The sequence below is a fragment of the Streptomyces sp. genome, assembly GCF_019510245.1.
GTDB lineage: Bacteria > Actinomycetota > Actinomycetes > Streptomycetales > Streptomycetaceae > Streptomyces.
The window spans coordinates 1-14,944 of record NZ_JAEKKT010000193.1; the positions used below are offsets into that span (position 1 = coordinate 1).

Annotated in this window: 14 protein-coding genes; 8 read left to right on the top strand and 6 right to left on the bottom strand. The window is 71.4% G+C overall.

Features of this window, described 5'->3' with window-relative positions; all coding sequences use genetic code 11:
* The coding region (gene groEL / locus JF597_RS38890) for a chaperonin GroEL (RefSeq protein ID WP_294007228.1) at window positions 1-941 on the top strand (941 nt) is incomplete at its 5' end.
* An 85-nt stretch (window positions 942-1,026) separates the two neighbouring features.
* Here groEL and JF597_RS38895 read toward each other — a convergent pair.
* From JF597_RS38895 to JF597_RS38905, 3 genes are all read right to left on the bottom strand, one after another.
* On the bottom strand, window positions 1,027-1,734 hold the full coding sequence (locus JF597_RS38895) for an ester cyclase (protein WP_294007232.1): 708 nt from the start codon (window positions 1,732-1,734) through the stop codon (window positions 1,027-1,029).
* A 165-nt stretch (window positions 1,735-1,899) separates the two neighbouring features.
* Entirely contained in the window at window positions 1,900-2,673 is a 774-nt protein-coding gene (locus JF597_RS38900) for an SDR family oxidoreductase (RefSeq protein ID WP_294007235.1), read from the bottom strand.
* Between the two features lie 97 nt (window positions 2,674-2,770).
* On the bottom strand, window positions 2,771-3,439 hold the full coding sequence (locus JF597_RS38905) for an MOSC domain-containing protein (protein ID WP_294007238.1): 669 nt from the start codon (window positions 3,437-3,439) through the stop codon (window positions 2,771-2,773).
* A gap of 79 nt (window positions 3,440-3,518) precedes the next feature.
* Between JF597_RS38905 and JF597_RS38910 the strand changes: the two genes are divergently transcribed.
* A complete protein-coding gene (locus JF597_RS38910; protein ID WP_294007241.1) occupies window positions 3,519-4,418 on the top strand; it encodes a LysR family transcriptional regulator in 900 nt (299 codons plus the stop codon).
* A gap of 52 nt (window positions 4,419-4,470) precedes the next feature.
* Here JF597_RS38910 and JF597_RS38915 read toward each other — a convergent pair whose 3' ends face one another.
* Window positions 4,471-4,800 carry a WhiB family transcriptional regulator gene (locus tag JF597_RS38915; protein WP_123974752.1) on the bottom strand — a complete coding sequence of 110 codons (330 nt, stop codon included), beginning with the start codon at window positions 4,798-4,800 and terminating at the stop codon, window positions 4,471-4,473.
* Between the two features lie 381 nt (window positions 4,801-5,181).
* Between JF597_RS38915 and JF597_RS38920 the strand changes: the two genes are divergently transcribed.
* The 4 genes from JF597_RS38920 (at window position 5,182) to JF597_RS38935 (ending at window position 9,590) form a co-directional block, all read left to right on the top strand.
* Window positions 5,182-5,793, top strand: a complete 612-nt coding sequence (locus JF597_RS38920) for a response regulator transcription factor (protein WP_003948568.1) — start codon at window positions 5,182-5,184, stop codon at window positions 5,791-5,793.
* A gap of 277 nt (window positions 5,794-6,070) precedes the next feature.
* A complete protein-coding gene (locus JF597_RS38925) occupies window positions 6,071-6,658 on the top strand; it encodes a sigma-70 family RNA polymerase sigma factor (protein ID WP_089099378.1) in 588 nt (195 codons plus the stop codon).
* 199 nt (window positions 6,659-6,857) lie between these two features.
* Entirely contained in the window at window positions 6,858-8,360 is a 1,503-nt protein-coding gene (gene guaB, locus JF597_RS38930) for an IMP dehydrogenase (protein ID WP_294008017.1), read from the top strand.
* 105 nt (window positions 8,361-8,465) lie between these two features.
* The gene (locus JF597_RS38935; protein ID WP_294008020.1) at window positions 8,466-9,590 is read left to right on the top strand and encodes a GuaB3 family IMP dehydrogenase-related protein; all 1,125 of its coding nucleotides are present in this window, start codon (window positions 8,466-8,468) and stop codon (window positions 9,588-9,590) included.
* 118 nt (window positions 9,591-9,708) lie between these two features.
* On the opposite strand, the gene JF597_RS38940 is transcribed toward JF597_RS38935, so the two are convergent.
* The gene (locus tag JF597_RS38940; RefSeq protein ID WP_294008022.1) at window positions 9,709-10,917 is read right to left on the bottom strand and encodes a nucleotide sugar dehydrogenase; all 1,209 of its coding nucleotides are present in this window, start codon (window positions 10,915-10,917) and stop codon (window positions 9,709-9,711) included.
* A 245-nt stretch (window positions 10,918-11,162) separates the two neighbouring features.
* Between JF597_RS38940 and JF597_RS38945 the strand changes: the two genes are divergently transcribed.
* Both JF597_RS38945 and JF597_RS38950 read left to right on the top strand, forming a co-directional pair.
* Window positions 11,163-11,309 (top strand): hypothetical protein, encoded by a 147-nt coding sequence (locus JF597_RS38945; RefSeq protein ID WP_294008024.1) that lies wholly within the window; start codon window positions 11,163-11,165, stop codon window positions 11,307-11,309.
* 164 nt (window positions 11,310-11,473) lie between these two features.
* Window positions 11,474-13,180, top strand: a complete 1,707-nt coding sequence (locus tag JF597_RS38950; RefSeq protein ID WP_294008026.1) for a glycerol-3-phosphate dehydrogenase/oxidase — start codon at window positions 11,474-11,476, stop codon at window positions 13,178-13,180.
* A 620-nt stretch (window positions 13,181-13,800) separates the two neighbouring features.
* Here the strand turns inward: JF597_RS38950 and JF597_RS38955 are convergent.
* The gene (locus JF597_RS38955) at window positions 13,801-14,844 is read right to left on the bottom strand and encodes a serine hydrolase domain-containing protein (RefSeq protein WP_294008028.1); all 1,044 of its coding nucleotides are present in this window, start codon (window positions 14,842-14,844) and stop codon (window positions 13,801-13,803) included.
* Between the last annotated feature and the right edge of the window lie 100 nt (window positions 14,845-14,944).

Here is a 14,944-nt window from a genome sequence, read left to right on the forward strand (position 1 = left end):
AGGACCTGCTCCCGCTGCTCGAGAAGGTCATCCAGTCGGGTGCCTCCAAGCCGCTGCTGATCATCGCCGAGGACGTCGACGGCGAGGCCCTGTCGACCCTGGTCGTCAACAAGATCCGCGGCACCTTCAACGCGGTCGCGGTCAAGGCCCCCGGCTTCGGCGACCGCCGCAAGGCGATGCTGGAGGACCTGGCGATCCTCACCGGCGCCACGGTCGTCTCCGAGGAGGTCGGCCTCAAGCTCGACCAGGTCGGCCTGGACGTGCTCGGCTCCGCCCGCCGCGTCACCGTCACCAAGGACGACACCACGGTCGTCGACGGCGCCGGTGACTCCGGTGCCGTCACCGGCCGCGTCGCCCAGATCAAGGCCGAGATCGAGAACACCGACTCCGACTGGGACCGCGAGAAGCTCCAGGAGCGCCTCGCGAAGCTGGCCGGCGGCGTGTGCGTGATCAAGGTCGGCGCCGCCACCGAGGTGGAGCTGAAGGAGAAGAAGCACCGTCTGGAGGACGCCATCTCCGCGACCCGCGCCGCGGTCGAGGAGGGCATCGTCTCCGGTGGTGGCTCCGCGCTGGTGCACGCCGCGAAGGTCCTGGAGGACGGCCTCGGCAAGACCGGCGACGAGGCGACCGGTGTCGCCGTCGTCCGCCGCGCCGTCGTCGAGCCGCTGCGCTGGATCGCCGAGAACGCCGGCCTGGAGGGTTACGTCATCACCTCCAAGGTCGCCGAGCTCGACAAGGGCCAGGGCTTCAACGCCGCCACCGGCGAGTACGGCGACCTGGTCAAGGCCGGCGTCATCGACCCGGTCAAGGTCACCCGCTCCGCCCTGGAGAACGCCGCCTCCATCGCCTCCCTGCTCCTGACGACCGAAACCCTCGTCGTCGAGAAGAAGGAAGAGGAAGAGGCCGCCGCCGCGGGCCACTCGCACGGCCACTCGCACTGAGGCAACAGTCTCTGAGGAAGCCCCCGCTCCCGGTCGTCCGCCGGGAACGGGGGCTTCACCCCTCGCGGGTACTTCGATGGTCGGCCTACTTCTCCAGCGCGTCCAGCGCACCGAGCTGTGCCAGCAGTCCCATCCGGTCGTACTGCAGCCAGCCCTCGGCCATCTTCCCGTCCGCGTCGAAGCGGTGGATCGTGGTCCCGGCCATGGTGACCTGCCGGCCGGTGTTCGGGACCCCCATGAACGGACCCTGCTGCACCCCCCTCCAGAGCCACCTGGTGCACACCCGGTCGCCCTGGGCGATCTGGTCCTCGACGAGGAACGTGGAGTCGAAGGCCCCCCGCCACATCTCCAGCTTCCGCCGCATCGCGTCCATGCCGATGGTGTCCCGTCCCTCGACCGGATCGTGGTCGTGGTAGTCCTCGGCGAGCAGGCCGTCCAGCGGAGCCAGCGGGCCGGCCGCGGCGATCGTCTCGAAGTACCGGCGCGCGGTGCCGGCGTACAGCCCCTCGTCGCGCACCACGTCCAGATCGGTGAACGTCGGCGTCCCCTCGCACAGCGCCAGCAGCTCGTGGAAGACCTTGTCGGTCTCCGGGAGCCGAGAGTTCCGCATCGCCTCCTCGTACGACGGGAACTCCACGATCTCCACGACGTGCTCCGCGTCGGTGCGGTCCTTGCCGACCAGCGTGTGCGTCGCCGTCCGCTTCCCCTTGGTCTGCTCGACCCACCTGTCCATCAGCCGGTCCATCTCGTCGAACCGCCTGGTCCTGCACTCGATGAGCTGCACGAACGTCATGAAACCGCCTCCGGCCCCCCTGCGGGCGCGACCGAACAACACCATCGTCTCACCGGCTTCGTCCCGGTGAGTCCCGGTAGGTCAGGGCGGGTCCGGGTGCGTCCTGGTGTATGCCGGTCGGCTCCCTACTGCGGCCCGTACCTGCGGCCCGGCCGGTCGGCTTCCCTACTGCGGCCCGTACTTGCGGCCCGTCTTCGAGCTGATGCCGCCCACCAGCCCGCGCGGCGCCATCTTCGCGAGGCCCGTCAGCACCTTGTAACGGGGATCCGGGATCGACAGCGTCTTCCCGCGCGCGAGGTCGGCCAGCGCCGCCGCGACCAGCTTGTCGGCGTCCAGCCACATCCAGCCCGGGATGTTGTCCGTGCCCATCCCCGCCCGCTGGTGGAACTCCGTACGGACGAACCCCGGCGCCAGCGCCATCAGCCGCACCCCGCTGCCCGCGAGGTCACGCGCCGCGCCCTGGGTGAACTGCACGACCCACGCCTTGGAGGCGCCGTACGTCCCGCGCGGCACGAAGGCCGCCACCGACGCCACGTTGACGACACCGCCGCGGCCGCGCTCGCGCATCGCCTCGGCCGCCGCCGAGGTCAGCCGCAGCACCGCCTCGCAGTGCACCTTGAGCATCCGCAGCTCGTCGGCCATCGAGACGTCCAGATAACGGCCCTTGTTGCCGAAGCCGGCGTTGTTGACCAGCAGGTCCACCGGGTTCTTGCGGTCCGCGAGCCGGGCGGCCACCGACTCGATGCCGGCGTCCTCGGCGAGGTCGGCGGTGAGCACCTCCGCCTCGATGCCGTGCCGGTCGTGCAACTCGGTCGCCTGCTCGCGCAGCCGCTTGGTGTCCCGCGCCACCAGGACGAGGTTGTGCCCGTCAGCCGCCAGCCGCCGCGCGAACGCGGCACCGATCCCCGCGGTCGATCCCGTAATCAGAGCCGTTGTCATGGACCAAGGGTAGTTACCCGGACTGACGGCGTCCGCTGTGCGCACCGGCTCTCCCTGAGGGTGAAGCGCCGGTGAACGGCCCGTGCGTGACAGCCGCTCAGCCGCTCTGCGCCGCCACGTACTTCCGGGCCCGGGCCAGCGCCTCCGGGTGCAGCGCGGCGCCCGCCGCGAGCAGGCGGGGCAGCAGCTCCCGCTCCGTGGTGGTCGCGCGGAACTCCAGCGCCGCCGTCACCCCGTGCTCCGGCAGGTGGATGATCTCGATGGGGTCGCCGGCCCGGATCTCACCCGGTTCGATCACCCGGAGGTAGGCACCGGTGGCACCCTTCCGGGTGAATCTCTTCACCCATCCCCGCTCGCCCAGATGGCCCTGAAAAGTACGGCACGGTATGCGCCCCGAGGTGACCTCCAGGACGACCCCGGAGCCGATCCGCCAGCGCTCGCCGATCAGCGCCTCGGACACGTTCAGCCCGTTTGTCGTGAGGTTCTCACCGAAACAGCCGTTCGGCAGCGGCCGGCCGAGCTCCTTCTCCCAGTCGTCGAGGTCCTCGCGCGCGTACGCGTACACCGCCTGGTCGTCGCCGCCGTGGTGGCGCAGCTCGCACACCGCGTCTCCGGCCAGCCCGCTGCCCGCCGTCCCCTTGGGCCCGGGCGCCGCGACCCGCACCGGCCCGTCCACCGGCCGCTTGTCGATGCCGGTCACGCCGTCGACCTGGTCCGTGTGGGCCGACGGCGTCGGAAGGCCGAGGTTCACCGAGAGAAGCTGCATGCTCCGACGGTACGGGAGCATCCTCAAAGCGTCGACGCGTTTTCGGGCGCCTTACCCAAGTCCGCCTTATGCTCAAGAGGTGATCGAGGCACGTCATCTCCGCGTCCTGCGCGCCGTCGCCACCACCGGGTCCTTCTCGGCGGCGGGGCGCGAACTGGGCTGCACCCAGCCCGCCGTCAGCCAGCAGATGAAGGCCCTGGAGACCTCCGTGGGCACCCCGCTGCTGGTCCGCAACGGCCGCGAGATGCGCCTGACCCAGGCCGGTGAGGCCCTGGTCCGGCACGCCTCCGGGATCCTCGCCGGGCTCACCGCCGCCGAGGAGGAGGTCGCCGCGATCGCCGGGCTGCGAGCGGGCCGGGTGCGCCTGGTCTCCTTCCCGAGCGGCAGCTCAACCCTGGTCCCGACGGCCCTCGCCGCCCTGCGCGCCGCCCACCCCGGCACCCGCGTCTCCCTGGAGGAGGCCGAGCCGCCGAAGTCCGTGGAGTTGCTGCGCGCGGGCGACTGCGACATCACCCTGGCCTTCCGCTACGAGGGTGCTGCGGACGCCGAGGAGTGGGAGGACCTGGTGGTGCGGCCGCTGCTCACGGACCGGCTCGTCGGCCTGGTGCCGGAGCGGCACCGGCTGGCCCGGGCGGAGTCGGTCGGCATCGGGGAACTCGCCGGCGAGCCCTGGATCGCGGGCTGCCCGCGCTGCCGGGGGCAGCTCGTCCAGGCGTGTGAGAGTGCGGGCTTCACGCCCCGCATCGACTTCGCCACCGACGACTACCCGGCCGTGGTCGGCCTGGTCGGTGCGGGTCTGGGCGTGGCCGTGCTGCCCCGGCTGGCGGTCGAGTCGGTGCGGCCGAGAGGCGTCCGCACGGTGGTCCTGGAGCCCGCGGTGCGGAGGGAGATCGTCGCCCTCACCCTGCCCGACCTCGCGCAGGTGCCGGCGGTGGCGGCGACGCTGGAACAACTGGGCCTGGCGGCCCGGCGGGCGTAGCGGTCGTCGGCAGATCGTCAAAGAATTGTCAACAAATTGCAGAAACGTTCTTTCATGTGTCGGAGGCGGAGCCGCCGCTGGTCGTCGACGCCGAGACCAGCCTGTTGCGCGCCCGCCCCATGAGCTCTTCGCGCTCGTCCTCGGTCAGGCCGCCCCACACGCCGTACGGCTCTCGGACCGCCAGCGCGTGCGCCGCGCACTCCGCGCGGACCGGGCACCTCATGCAGACCTCCTTGGCCGAGTTCTCACGGGCACTCCGAGCCGCCCCGCGCTCGCCCTCGGGATGGAAGAAGAGCGAGCTGTCGACCCCACGGCAGGCAGCCAGGAGCTGCCAGTCCCACAGGTCCGCGTTCGGTCCGGGAAGGCGGGAGAAATCTGCCATTACGTGACCCCTTGTAGCCGTTCTGGGCGGATACGGTGCCAACGACCGTACATCTCCGGTCTAGAGAGATGAAAATATGACTCATTGGCAATCTAGCTCCAGACACTGTGAAACGGGAAGAAAAAGGTCTAAATGGGGCATTGGTTGTGATGAAAAGTTGAGGGTCTGACGTCCGTGTCTGCACCGTGTCCGCACCCTCACGTAGAGTGCCGAAGACGGCATGCAGCCCCGTAACTCTTTCGAGTGACCGTCGTTGAGAGTGCGGTGGCGGTTGAAGCAACAAGCGCTCGGGCAGGCGTCCGAGACGTTCGACCGCACAGGTGACGAATCCGTACCAGCCTGGAGGCTCAAGGTGACGCGCATCAGCTGCGGAGGGCGGTCATGACATCCGTCCTCGTCTGTGACGACTCCCCGCTTGCCCGAGAGGCGCTGCGCCGCGCGGTGGCGACCGTGCCCGGCGTCGAGCGCGTGACGACTGCGGCCAACGGCGAGGAAGTCCTCCGCCGCTGGGGCGCCGACCGCTCCGACCTGATCCTGATGGACGTGCGCATGCCCGGACTGGGCGGCGTCGAGACCGTGCGCCGGCTGCTGTCCGCCGACCCCGGCGCGCGCATCATCATGCTCACGGTCGCCGAGGACCTGGACGGGGTGGCCCTGGCCGTCGCCGCCGGCGCCCGCGGTTACCTGCACAAGGACGCCTCGCGCGCCGAACTGCGGGCCACCGTGACCCAGGCCCTCGCCGACCCGACCTGGCGGCTGGCCCCGCGCCGTCTCCGCTCGGCCGAGATGGGCGCCGCGCCCACCCTCACCGCGCGCGAGATCCAGGTCCTGGAGGGCATGAGCCACGGCCGCTCCAACGCCGAGATCGGCCGCGAGCTGTTCCTCTCCGAGGACACCGTGAAGACCCACGCCCGGCGGCTGTTCAAGAAGCTCGGAGCGTCCGACCGCGCACACGCGGTGGCGCTCGGCTTCCGCTGGGGGCTGGTCCGCTAGCACGGCGGTGAGCTGCACCGCAGCGGAGGAGCGGACCGACCGGACGCCCCCGCCTACCGCAGGGTGGGCGGGGTCCGCAAGGCGGAGCACCGAAGGCGCGCTGCTCGTTTCGGCGCGGATGCCGCATCCTTGAGGTGTGGAGTCTCTCGGGGACGAGTCGTTCGAGCGGAAGGGGAGGGCGCAGGAGATGAGTTCCGGCGCACCTGCTCATAACGCTTCGGTGCACAACGAAGGACGCGATGCCACGCCGCCGACGGCAGCAGGGCACCATGGACCGATGCGCGACGACGAGGCGGTCACCGCCGTAGGGACGATCGGCGCTCTCGTCCATCGCGCCGTCGACGGGGACGAGCAGGCCACGCACGACCTGCTCGCCCATGTCCACCCCCTCGCCCTGCGCTACTGCCGTACCCGTCTCTCCCGCCTCCCGGGCGACGCCCGCCACTTCGTCGAGGACCTCGCCCAGGAAGTCTGCGTGGCGGTCCTGCTGGCCCTGCCCCGCTACCGCGACACCGGCCGCCCCTTCGAGGCCTTCGTCTTCGCGATCGCCTCCCACAAGGTCGCCGACCTGCAGCGCGCCGCGATGCGCCACCCGGGCTCGACGGCCGTCCCCTCGGACGAGATGCCGGAACGCCCCGACGACTCCCTCGGCCCCGAGGAGCGCGCGCTGCTCAGCAGCGACGCCGAGTGGGCCAAGAAACTCCTGGCCAACCTCCCGGAGAACCAGCGCGAGCTGCTGCTGCTCCGCATCGCCGTGGGCCTCACCGCCGAGGAGACCGGCCAGATGTTGGGAATGTCACCGGGCGCGGTGCGCGTCGCCCAGCACCGGGCCCTGAGCCGGTTGCGGGCGCTGGCGGAGCAGTAGGCGGCCGGGCCCCGGCCGCCGCGGTCCGCAGGGTGCCCTTGGAGGCGACGGGATCCACCCCCTCCCCGGTGAACAGGCGAGTGCCCGTTCCCGTACGAACATACGAAGCCCGGAGCTGAGTCGTACCGTGGAATTCGGGAGCCGTGCTTCCCGTTAGCATGGACATCCGCACCGATCAAGGCCATTTGGGGAAGGTGTCATGACCACCAACGTCGACGGAGTGCCCGACAAATTCGCCACCCTCGGGCTGACCTACGACGACGTGCTGCTGCTGCCGGGAGCCTCCGAGGTCCTCCCGAACGCGGTCGACACCTCGTCCCGCATCTCTCGCAACGTCCGGGTCAACATCCCGCTGCTCTCCGCGGCGATGGACAAGGTGACCGAGTCGCGCATGGCGATCGCGATGGCCCGCCTCGGCGGCGTCGGCGTGCTGCACCGCAACCTCTCCGTCGAGGACCAGGTGAACCAGGTCGACCTGGTCAAGCGGTCCGAGTCCGGCATGGTCACCGACCCGATCACGGTGCACCCGGACGCGACCCTCGCCGAGGCCGACGCGCTGTGCGCGAAGTTCCGGATCAGCGGTGTCCCGGTCACCGACCCCGACCGCAAGCTGCTCGGCATCGTCACCAACCGCGACATGGCCTTCGAGAGCGACCGCTCCCGCCGCGTCCACGAGGTCATGACGCCGATGCCCCTGGTCACCGGCAAGGTCGGCATCTCCGGCACCGAGGCCATGCAGCTGCTGCGCAAGCACAAGATCGAGAAGCTGCCGCTCGTCGACGACCAGGGCATCCTCAAGGGCCTGATCACGGTCAAGGACTTCGTCAAGGCCGAGAAGTACCCGAACGCCGCCAAGGACTCCGAGGGCCGCCTGCTCGTCGGCGCCGCCGTCGGCGCCAGCCCCGAGGCCCTGGAGCGGGCCCAGGCGCTCGCCGAGGCCGGCGTGGACTTCCTGGTCGTGGACACCTCGCACGGCCACAACAGCAACGCGCTCAGCTGGATGGCGAAGATCAAGTCGAGCGTGGACGTCGACGTGATCGGCGGCAACGTCGCCACCCGCGACGGCGCCCAGGCACTGATCGACGCCGGAGTCGACGGCATCAAGGTCGGCGTGGGCCCCGGCTCGATCTGCACCACCCGCGTGGTCGCCGGCATCGGCGTCCCGCAGGTCACCGCCATCTACGAGGCCTCCCTCGCCGCCCGCCCGGCCGGCGTCCCGCTGATCGGCGACGGCGGCCTGCAGTACTCCGGCGACATCGGCAAGGCGCTGGCGGCCGGTGCCGACACGGTGATGCTGGGCTCCCTCCTCGCGGGCTGTGAGGAGTCCCCGGGCGAGCTGCTCTTCATCAACGGCAAGCAGTTCAAGTCGTACCGCGGCATGGGCTCGCTCGGCGCCATGCAGTCGCGCGGCCAGGGCCGGTCGTACTCGAAGGACCGCTACTTCCAGGCCGAGGTCTCCTCCGACGACAAGCTCGTCCCCGAGGGCGTCGAGGGCCAGGTGCCCTACCGCGGCCCGCTGGCCAACGTGCTGCACCAGCTCGTCGGCGGTCTGCGCCAGACCATGGGCTACGTGGGCGCGGCCACCGTCGACGAGATGGAGTCCAAGGGCCGCTTCGTGCGGATCACCGCCGCGGGCCTCAAGGAGAGCCACCCGCACGACATCCAGATGACGGTCGAGGCGCCGAACTACAGCCGCAAGTAGTCGCCAGAGCCTTTCCAGGGCGGTCCCGGGCGCACCGGGGCCGCCCTTGCCGTACCCGTCGGCGATACTGGAAGACGCTGAAACGCAGAGGGAAAGGCCACAGACGTGACTGAGATCGAGATCGGGCGCGGCAAGCGCGGCCGCCGGGCGTACGCCTTCGACGACATCGCCGTCGTCCCCAGCCGCCGTACGCGGGACCCGAAGGAGGTCTCGATCGCCTGGCAGATCGACGCCTACCGCTTCGAGCTGCCGTTCCTGGCCGCCCCCATGGACTCGGTCGTCTCCCCGGCCACCGCGATCCGCATCGGCGAGCTCGGCGGACTGGGCGTCCTCAACCTCGAAGGCCTCTGGACGCGGTACGAGGACCCGCAGCCCCTCCTCGACGAGATCGTCGGGCTGGACGCCGACACCGCCACCCGCCGCCTCCAGGAGATCTACGCGGCCCCCATCAAGGAGGAGCTGATCGGCGCGCGCATCAAGGAGGTGCGCGACTCCGGCGTGGTCACGGCGGCCGCGCTCTCCCCGCAGCGCACCGCCCAGTTCTCCAAGGCGGTCGTGGACGCGGGCGTCGACATCTTCGTCATCCGCGGCACGACGGTCTCCGCGGAGCACGTCTCGTCCTCGCACGAGCCGCTGAACCTGAAGCAGTTCATCTACGAGCTGGACGTCCCGGTGATCGTCGGCGGCTGCGCCACGTACACGGCGGCCCTGCACCTGATGCGCACGGGCGCGGCGGGCGTGCTCGTCGGCTTCGGCGGCGGCGCGGCCCATACCACGCGCAACGTGCTGGGCATCCAGGTCCCCATGGCCACCGCGGTCGCGGACGTGGCCGCCGCCCGCCGCGACTACATGGACGAGTCCGGCGGCCGCTACGTGCACGTGATCGCCGACGGCGGTGTCGGCTGGTCCGGCGACCTCCCCAAGGCGATCGCCTGCGGCGCCGACTCGGTGATGATGGGCTCCCCGCTGGCCCGCGCGACCGACGGTCCGGGCAGGGGCCACCACTGGGGCATGGAGGCCGTCAACGAGGAGCTCCCGCGCGGCAAGAAGGTCGACCTCGGCACCGTCGGCACCCTCGAGGAGATCCTCACCGGCCCGTCCCACACCCCCGACGGCTCGATGAACCTCTTCGGCGCCCTGCGCCGCGCGATGGCCACCACCGGCTACAGCGAGCTGAAGGAGTTCCAGCGCGTCGAGGTGACGGTGGCGGACTCGCAGCACAAGCGGTAGCCGCCGTACGACGGACGGACGAAGGGCCGGTCATCCCCGGGTGGGTGACCGGCCCTTGCGCATGCCCGAGCGCGCTGGTGGGGGCGCGTTCTGCGACGAGGGGGCGTGCGGGGTGAGCTCAGAGCCGGTGCGCCGCCCCCGTCGGCGTCGCCCCGCGCGTGTCCAGCAGCAGCTGGGCCTTCACCGACAGGCCCTGCAGGTCGTACGTGCGGTGCTGCTGGACCAGGATCGTCAGGTCGGCGTCGGCGGCGGCCTCGTAGAGGGAGTCCGCGCGTGGCACCGGGCGGTCCAGGACGCTCCAGGACGCGATGTGCGGGTCGTGGTAGCTGACCGCCGCGCCCAGCTCCATGAAGCGCATCGCGATCTCCTGGGCGGGGCTGTTCTGCTGGTCGGCGAGGTCGGCCTTGTAGGTGACGCCGAGCAGCAGCACGCGCGCACCGCGCGCGGACTTTCCGTGCTCGTTGAGGAGAGCGGCGGCGCGCTGCACGACGTACCCCGGCATCCGGCTGTTGACCTGCTGGGCCAGTTCCACCATGCGCAGGCCGCGGCCCGCGCGGTCGGACAGGTCCTGGGCGACGCCGTGGCCGCCGACACCGGGGCCGGGCCGGAAGGCCTGGAAGCCGAACGGCTTGGTCTCCGCGCAGCGGATGACGTCCCACAGGTCGACGCCCAGGTCGTGGCAGAGGACGGCCATCTCGTTGACGAGGGCGATGTTCACGTGCCGGAAGTTGGTCTCCAGCAGCTGCACGGTCTCGGCCTCGCGCGGGCCACGCGCGCGTACCACCTTGTCGGTGAGCCGGCCGTAGAACGTGGCGGCCGACTCCGTGCACGCGGGCGTGAGGCCGCCGATGACCTTCGGGGTGTTGGCCGGCGTGAAGTCGCGGTTGCCGGGATTCACCCGGCTGGGCGAATAGGCGAGGTGGAAGTCGCGGCCCGCGCGCAGGCCCGAGTCCTTCTCCAGCAGGGGCCGCAGGAAGTCCTCGGTCGTCCCCGGATGGACCGGGGACTCCAGGATCACCGTCGTGTGCGGACGCAGCCGCTCGGCCAGGGTGCGCGCGGCGGCCTCCACCTGGCTCAGATCGAGCCCTCCGTCGGCGCCGCGCGGGGTCGGCGCGCAGATCACGGCGGTCCGCACCCGCCCCAGCTGTGCCGGGTCCTCGGCCACCCGGAAGCCCCTCGCGAGCATCCGGCGCAGCTCGGCGGGGCTCAGCGAGCCCGCCTCGGGGCCGGTGGTGTAGCCGATCGTGGAGACGCCGGCGGCCACGGCGGCCTGGGCGAGGGGCAGGCCGTAGGGGCCGAGTCCGATGACGGCGAGGTCTGCGGGCATGGTGATGGGCCGTCCTTCCCAGTAACCGAAGCGGGACAGGTGCGCAAGCCCGGTGGACAGGATGAGCGAGGCGCACGGTCAGACTAGGAGTAAATATGACCGTTATGCGGGATTGTGTTCATGTGTCTTCCGTGGGTTCGGTGACCGTTGTCCACAGGCTGGGGGTGAGTGGTGGCTGAAGCCGGGCAAGCCGGTCAGAATTTGGGCAGGGGCCACGCCCGCCGGGGGCGCGGCCGAGGCGACCGATGACCGACGACGCGTTCGACGGCGGACGACGCAACGGCGGCGCAGCCGACGACGCGATCGACGGTGCGGCCGACGACGCGATCGACGGTGCGGCCGACGACGCGATCGACGGCCGACGACGACCAGTGACCGACATCGACCCATGACCGACATCGACCCATGACCGACGGGTACCAGTGACCGACGGCGACTGACGGCTGAGGGTGCCCGACGGCCCACGGCGGTTGACGGCCGCGGGCGACCGGTGGCCCGCGGCGAGCGGTGGCCGATGGCGAGCGACGGCCGCACGGCGGCAGAGCGGGAGGCAGCGGTGAGGACAGCGACACTGGGGCCGGAGCAGCGTGCGGCGTCCCTGGCGGCCATGGCCGAGCGCGAGCTGGACATTCTGGTGGTGGGCGGTGGAGTGGTCGGTGCGGGTACCGCGCTGGACGCGGTCACCCGGGGCCTGAACACCGGCATCGTCGAGGCCCGCGACTGGGCCTCCGGCACCTCCAGCAGGTCCAGCAAGCTGATCCACGGCGGCCTGCGCTACCTGGAGATGCTCGACTTCGCCCTGGTCCGCGAGGCCCTCAAGGAGCGCGGCCTGCTCCTGGAGCGCCTCGCCCCGCACCTGGTCAAGCCGGTGCCCTTCCTCTACCCGCTCCAGCACCAGGGCTGGGAGCGCCTGTACGCCGGCTCGGGCGTCGCGCTCTACGACGGGATGTCGATGGCCCGCGGCCACGGCCGGGGCCTGCCGGCCCACCGCCACCTGAGCCGCCGTCACGCCCTGCGCGTAGCGCCCGCGCTGCGCAAGGACGCCCTGGTCGGCGCCATCCAGTACTACGACGCCCAGATGGACGACGCCCGCTATGTGGCGACCCTGGTGCGCACGGCGGTGTCGTACGGTGCGAAAGCGGCCAACCGTGCGCGCGTGACCGGCTTCCTGCGCGAGGGCGAGCGGGTCGTCGGGGCCCGGGTGCAGGACGTGGAGGGCGGCGGGGAGTACGAGATCCGCGCCCAGCAGGTCGTCAACGCGACCGGGGTGTGGACCGACGACACGCAGGCGCTGGTCGGCGAGCGCGGCCAGTTCCACGTCCGCGCCTCCAAGGGCATCCACCTGGTCGTCCCCAGGGACCGCATCCACTCCACGACCGGACTGATCCTGCGCACCGAGAAGTCGGTCCTGTTCGTCATCCCCTGGGGCCGGCACTGGATCATCGGTACGACCGACACCGACTGGGACCTCGACAAGGCCCACCCGGCCGCCTCCAGCGCCGACATCGACTACCTCCTCAACCACGTCAACTCGGTGCTCGCGGTGCCGCTGTCGCGCGACGACGTCCAGGGCGTCTACGCCGGTCTGCGTCCGCTGCTGGCCGGCGAGTCGGACGCCACCAGCAAGCTGTCGCGCGAGCACACGGTCGCGCATCCGGTGCCGGGGCTCGTGGTCGTCGCGGGCGGCAAGTACACGACGTACCGGGTGATGGCCAAGGACGCCGTCGACGAGGCGGTGCACGGGCTCGACATGCGGGTCGCGGAGTGCGTCACCGAGGACATCCCGTTGCTCGGCGCGGAGGGCTACCGGGCGATGTGGAACGCCCGGGCCCGGATCGCCGCCCGTACCGGCCTGCACGTGGTCCGGGTCGAGCACCTCCTCAACCGCTACGGCTCGGCGGCGGAGGAGGTCCTGGACCTCATCGCCGCCGACCCCGGTCTGGCCGAGCCGCTGTCGGCCGCCGACGACTACCTGCGCGCCGAGGTCGTCTACGCCGCCTCCCACGAGGGCGCCCGCCACCTCGACGACGTCCTCACCCGCCGCACCCGCATCTCCATCGAGACCTTCGACCGCGGCACCCGCAGCGCCCGCGAGGCCGCCGAACTCATGGCCCCGGTCCTCGGCTGGGACAAGGACCAGATCGAGCGCGAGGTCGAGCACTACGAGAAGCGCGTAGAGGCCGAACGCGAATCCCAACTCCAGCCCGACGACCAGACAGCGGACGCGGCAAGGCTGGGAGCCCCGGAGATCGTGCCGCGCTGAATTCTCACCGGGGGTGGGCTCTGCCGGGTGCCGGGTGCCGGGTGCCGGGTGCCGGCTGCGGCGTGGGGGCCGTGGTGCCGGGTACGGCATGCGTGGTGTGGGGGTTGGGGCGTGGTGCCGGGTGCGGCGTGCGTTGTGTGTGTGGGGGGCCGTGGTGCCGGGTGCGGCGTGCGTGGTGTGTGTGGGGCCGTGGTGCCGGGTGCGGCATGCGTCGCGTGGGGGGTTCGGACGCGGTGCCAAGTGCGCCTGCGTCTGGGCTCGGGCGCGGTGCTTGGTGCGGCCTGCGTGGGGCGTGGGGTTCCGGCGTGTGCCGGGCGCACTGCGTGGGCGTGGGGCGTGGGAGCGCCCTGGCGTAGTGCTCGGTGCGGCCTGCGTGCTGCGCCGTGCGGGGTGGTGAGGGAGCGTCCGTGGCCGGTGCCTGCTGCCCGCTCCCGCTGCTCGCCTGCAGCCCGAGCCCGGTGCTTCTTGTCGGTCGGCCGCCGGAGGATTCTTCCGCGCCGCGACGGCGGCGAGCCACGGCGGTGGTTTCCCGCGGTGCCGGACCACCGTGCCACCCGACCGTCCGGCATCACCCGATCGAGCGACCCGGCATCGGGATCTCCCTCCGAACCCCGACCGTTCTACCCATTGCGAGGGCAGAACTCGGCCGCGAGCAGTGCGGGTTCGAGGGCCGGGTCCGCGATCGCCGTCGTGTTCACGCGGAACGTAAGGACATGCCGGCCGCCGATCGAGGCAGCGCTCCGCACATAGCTGCCCGCGATCCGGCCGTTGTGACCCCACACCGTGGTCCCGCACGGCAGTTTCACAGGAAAGATCCCCAGGCCGTACACGCCATGTGCGGCACGGGTGTCGAGCATCTCGCGCAGCCATCGCGGGGGCAGCAGCTCGCCGTCCAGCAGCGCCGCGTAGAAGCGGTCCAGGTCGTCGAGCGTGGTCACCAGCTCACCCGCCGCGCCGGCCACGCGCGGGTCGAGCTCGGTGACGTCGGAGCCGTCGGTCTCGTAGGCGCGGCCGTGCGGGGAGGGCAGTGTGGTGCGGGCGCCGGGGAAGGACGTGCCCGTGAGACGAAGGGGGGTGATGATGCGGCGCCGGACCTCGGTGGCGTACGAGTGGCCGGTGACCTGACGGATGACCATGCCGAGCACGACGTAGTCGGTGCTGGAGTACGCGTAGCGACCCAGCCGGGTCGAAGGGAGGGCGAGTGAGATGCGTACGGCCTGAAGCGGGGTCAGGGGGACGGCCCCCCGGGTGACCGTGGTGAAGTCGGGGAGCCCGCTGGTGTGGCTGAGCAGGGCCCGCAGAGTGATCCTCCGCCCGTCGGCGCCGTGCCCGCGCAGCAGTCCCGGCAGATACCGCTCCACGGTGTCGGACAGGGAGAGCCGGTGTTCCGTGGCCAGTTGCAGGACGACGGTGGCGATGAAGGTCTTCGTGATGCTGCCGGCGCGGAAGCGGTCGGCACGGGCGATTCCCGGACCGGCGGCCGCAAAGCGGACGTCGTCGCCGTCGTGGTCCAGGAGCGCGGCTGCGGGTGCTCCGCCTTTGATGACGAACTGTGACAGGAGGGGGTCCGTGGCCTCCGCGGAAGATGCGGAACCGGCCATCAGCGGGGCGAACAGCAGGGCGAGAGCGACCGGTATGGTCACCAGTGTCCGAAGCGACGGCATCCGGGTTCCTCCCTTCCGGAAGCTCATCATCCCGCCCGTGTGACGCACCCGTCACCGGGGGTTCCGATCGGCCGGCCCGGATGCGCGATCAGGGGGCCCC

What these genes read in the sequence shown, in the direction of transcription:
- JF597_RS38905 (WP_294007238.1), bottom strand. Translation starts at nt 3,439, where the DNA reads ATGCAGCTTCTCTCGGTGAACCTCGGCCTTCCGACGCCGTCGGCCCAC.
- JF597_RS38915 (WP_123974752.1), bottom strand. Translation starts at nt 4,800, where the DNA reads ATGGCAGATTTCTCCCGCCTTCCCGGACCGAACGCGGACCTGTGGGAC.
- JF597_RS38895 (WP_294007232.1), bottom strand. Translation starts at nt 1,734, where the DNA reads ATGACGTTCGTGCAGCTCATCGAGTGCAGGACCAGGCGGTTCGACGAG.
- guaB (WP_294008017.1), top strand. Translation starts at nt 6,858, where the DNA reads ATGACCACCAACGTCGACGGAGTGCCCGACAAATTCGCCACCCTCGGG.
- JF597_RS38940 (WP_294008022.1), bottom strand. Translation starts at nt 10,917, where the DNA reads ATGCCCGCAGACCTCGCCGTCATCGGACTCGGCCCCTACGGCCTGCCC.
- JF597_RS38920 (WP_003948568.1), top strand. Translation starts at nt 5,182, where the DNA reads ATGACATCCGTCCTCGTCTGTGACGACTCCCCGCTTGCCCGAGAGGCG.
- JF597_RS38900 (WP_294007235.1), bottom strand. Translation starts at nt 2,673, where the DNA reads ATGACAACGGCTCTGATTACGGGATCGACCGCGGGGATCGGTGCCGCG.
- JF597_RS38945 (WP_294008024.1), top strand. Translation starts at nt 11,163, where the DNA reads ATGACCGACGACGCGTTCGACGGCGGACGACGCAACGGCGGCGCAGCC.
- JF597_RS38955 (WP_294008028.1), bottom strand. Translation starts at nt 14,844, where the DNA reads ATGCCGTCGCTTCGGACACTGGTGACCATACCGGTCGCTCTCGCCCTG.
- JF597_RS38925 (WP_089099378.1), top strand. Translation starts at nt 6,071, where the DNA reads ATGCGCGACGACGAGGCGGTCACCGCCGTAGGGACGATCGGCGCTCTC.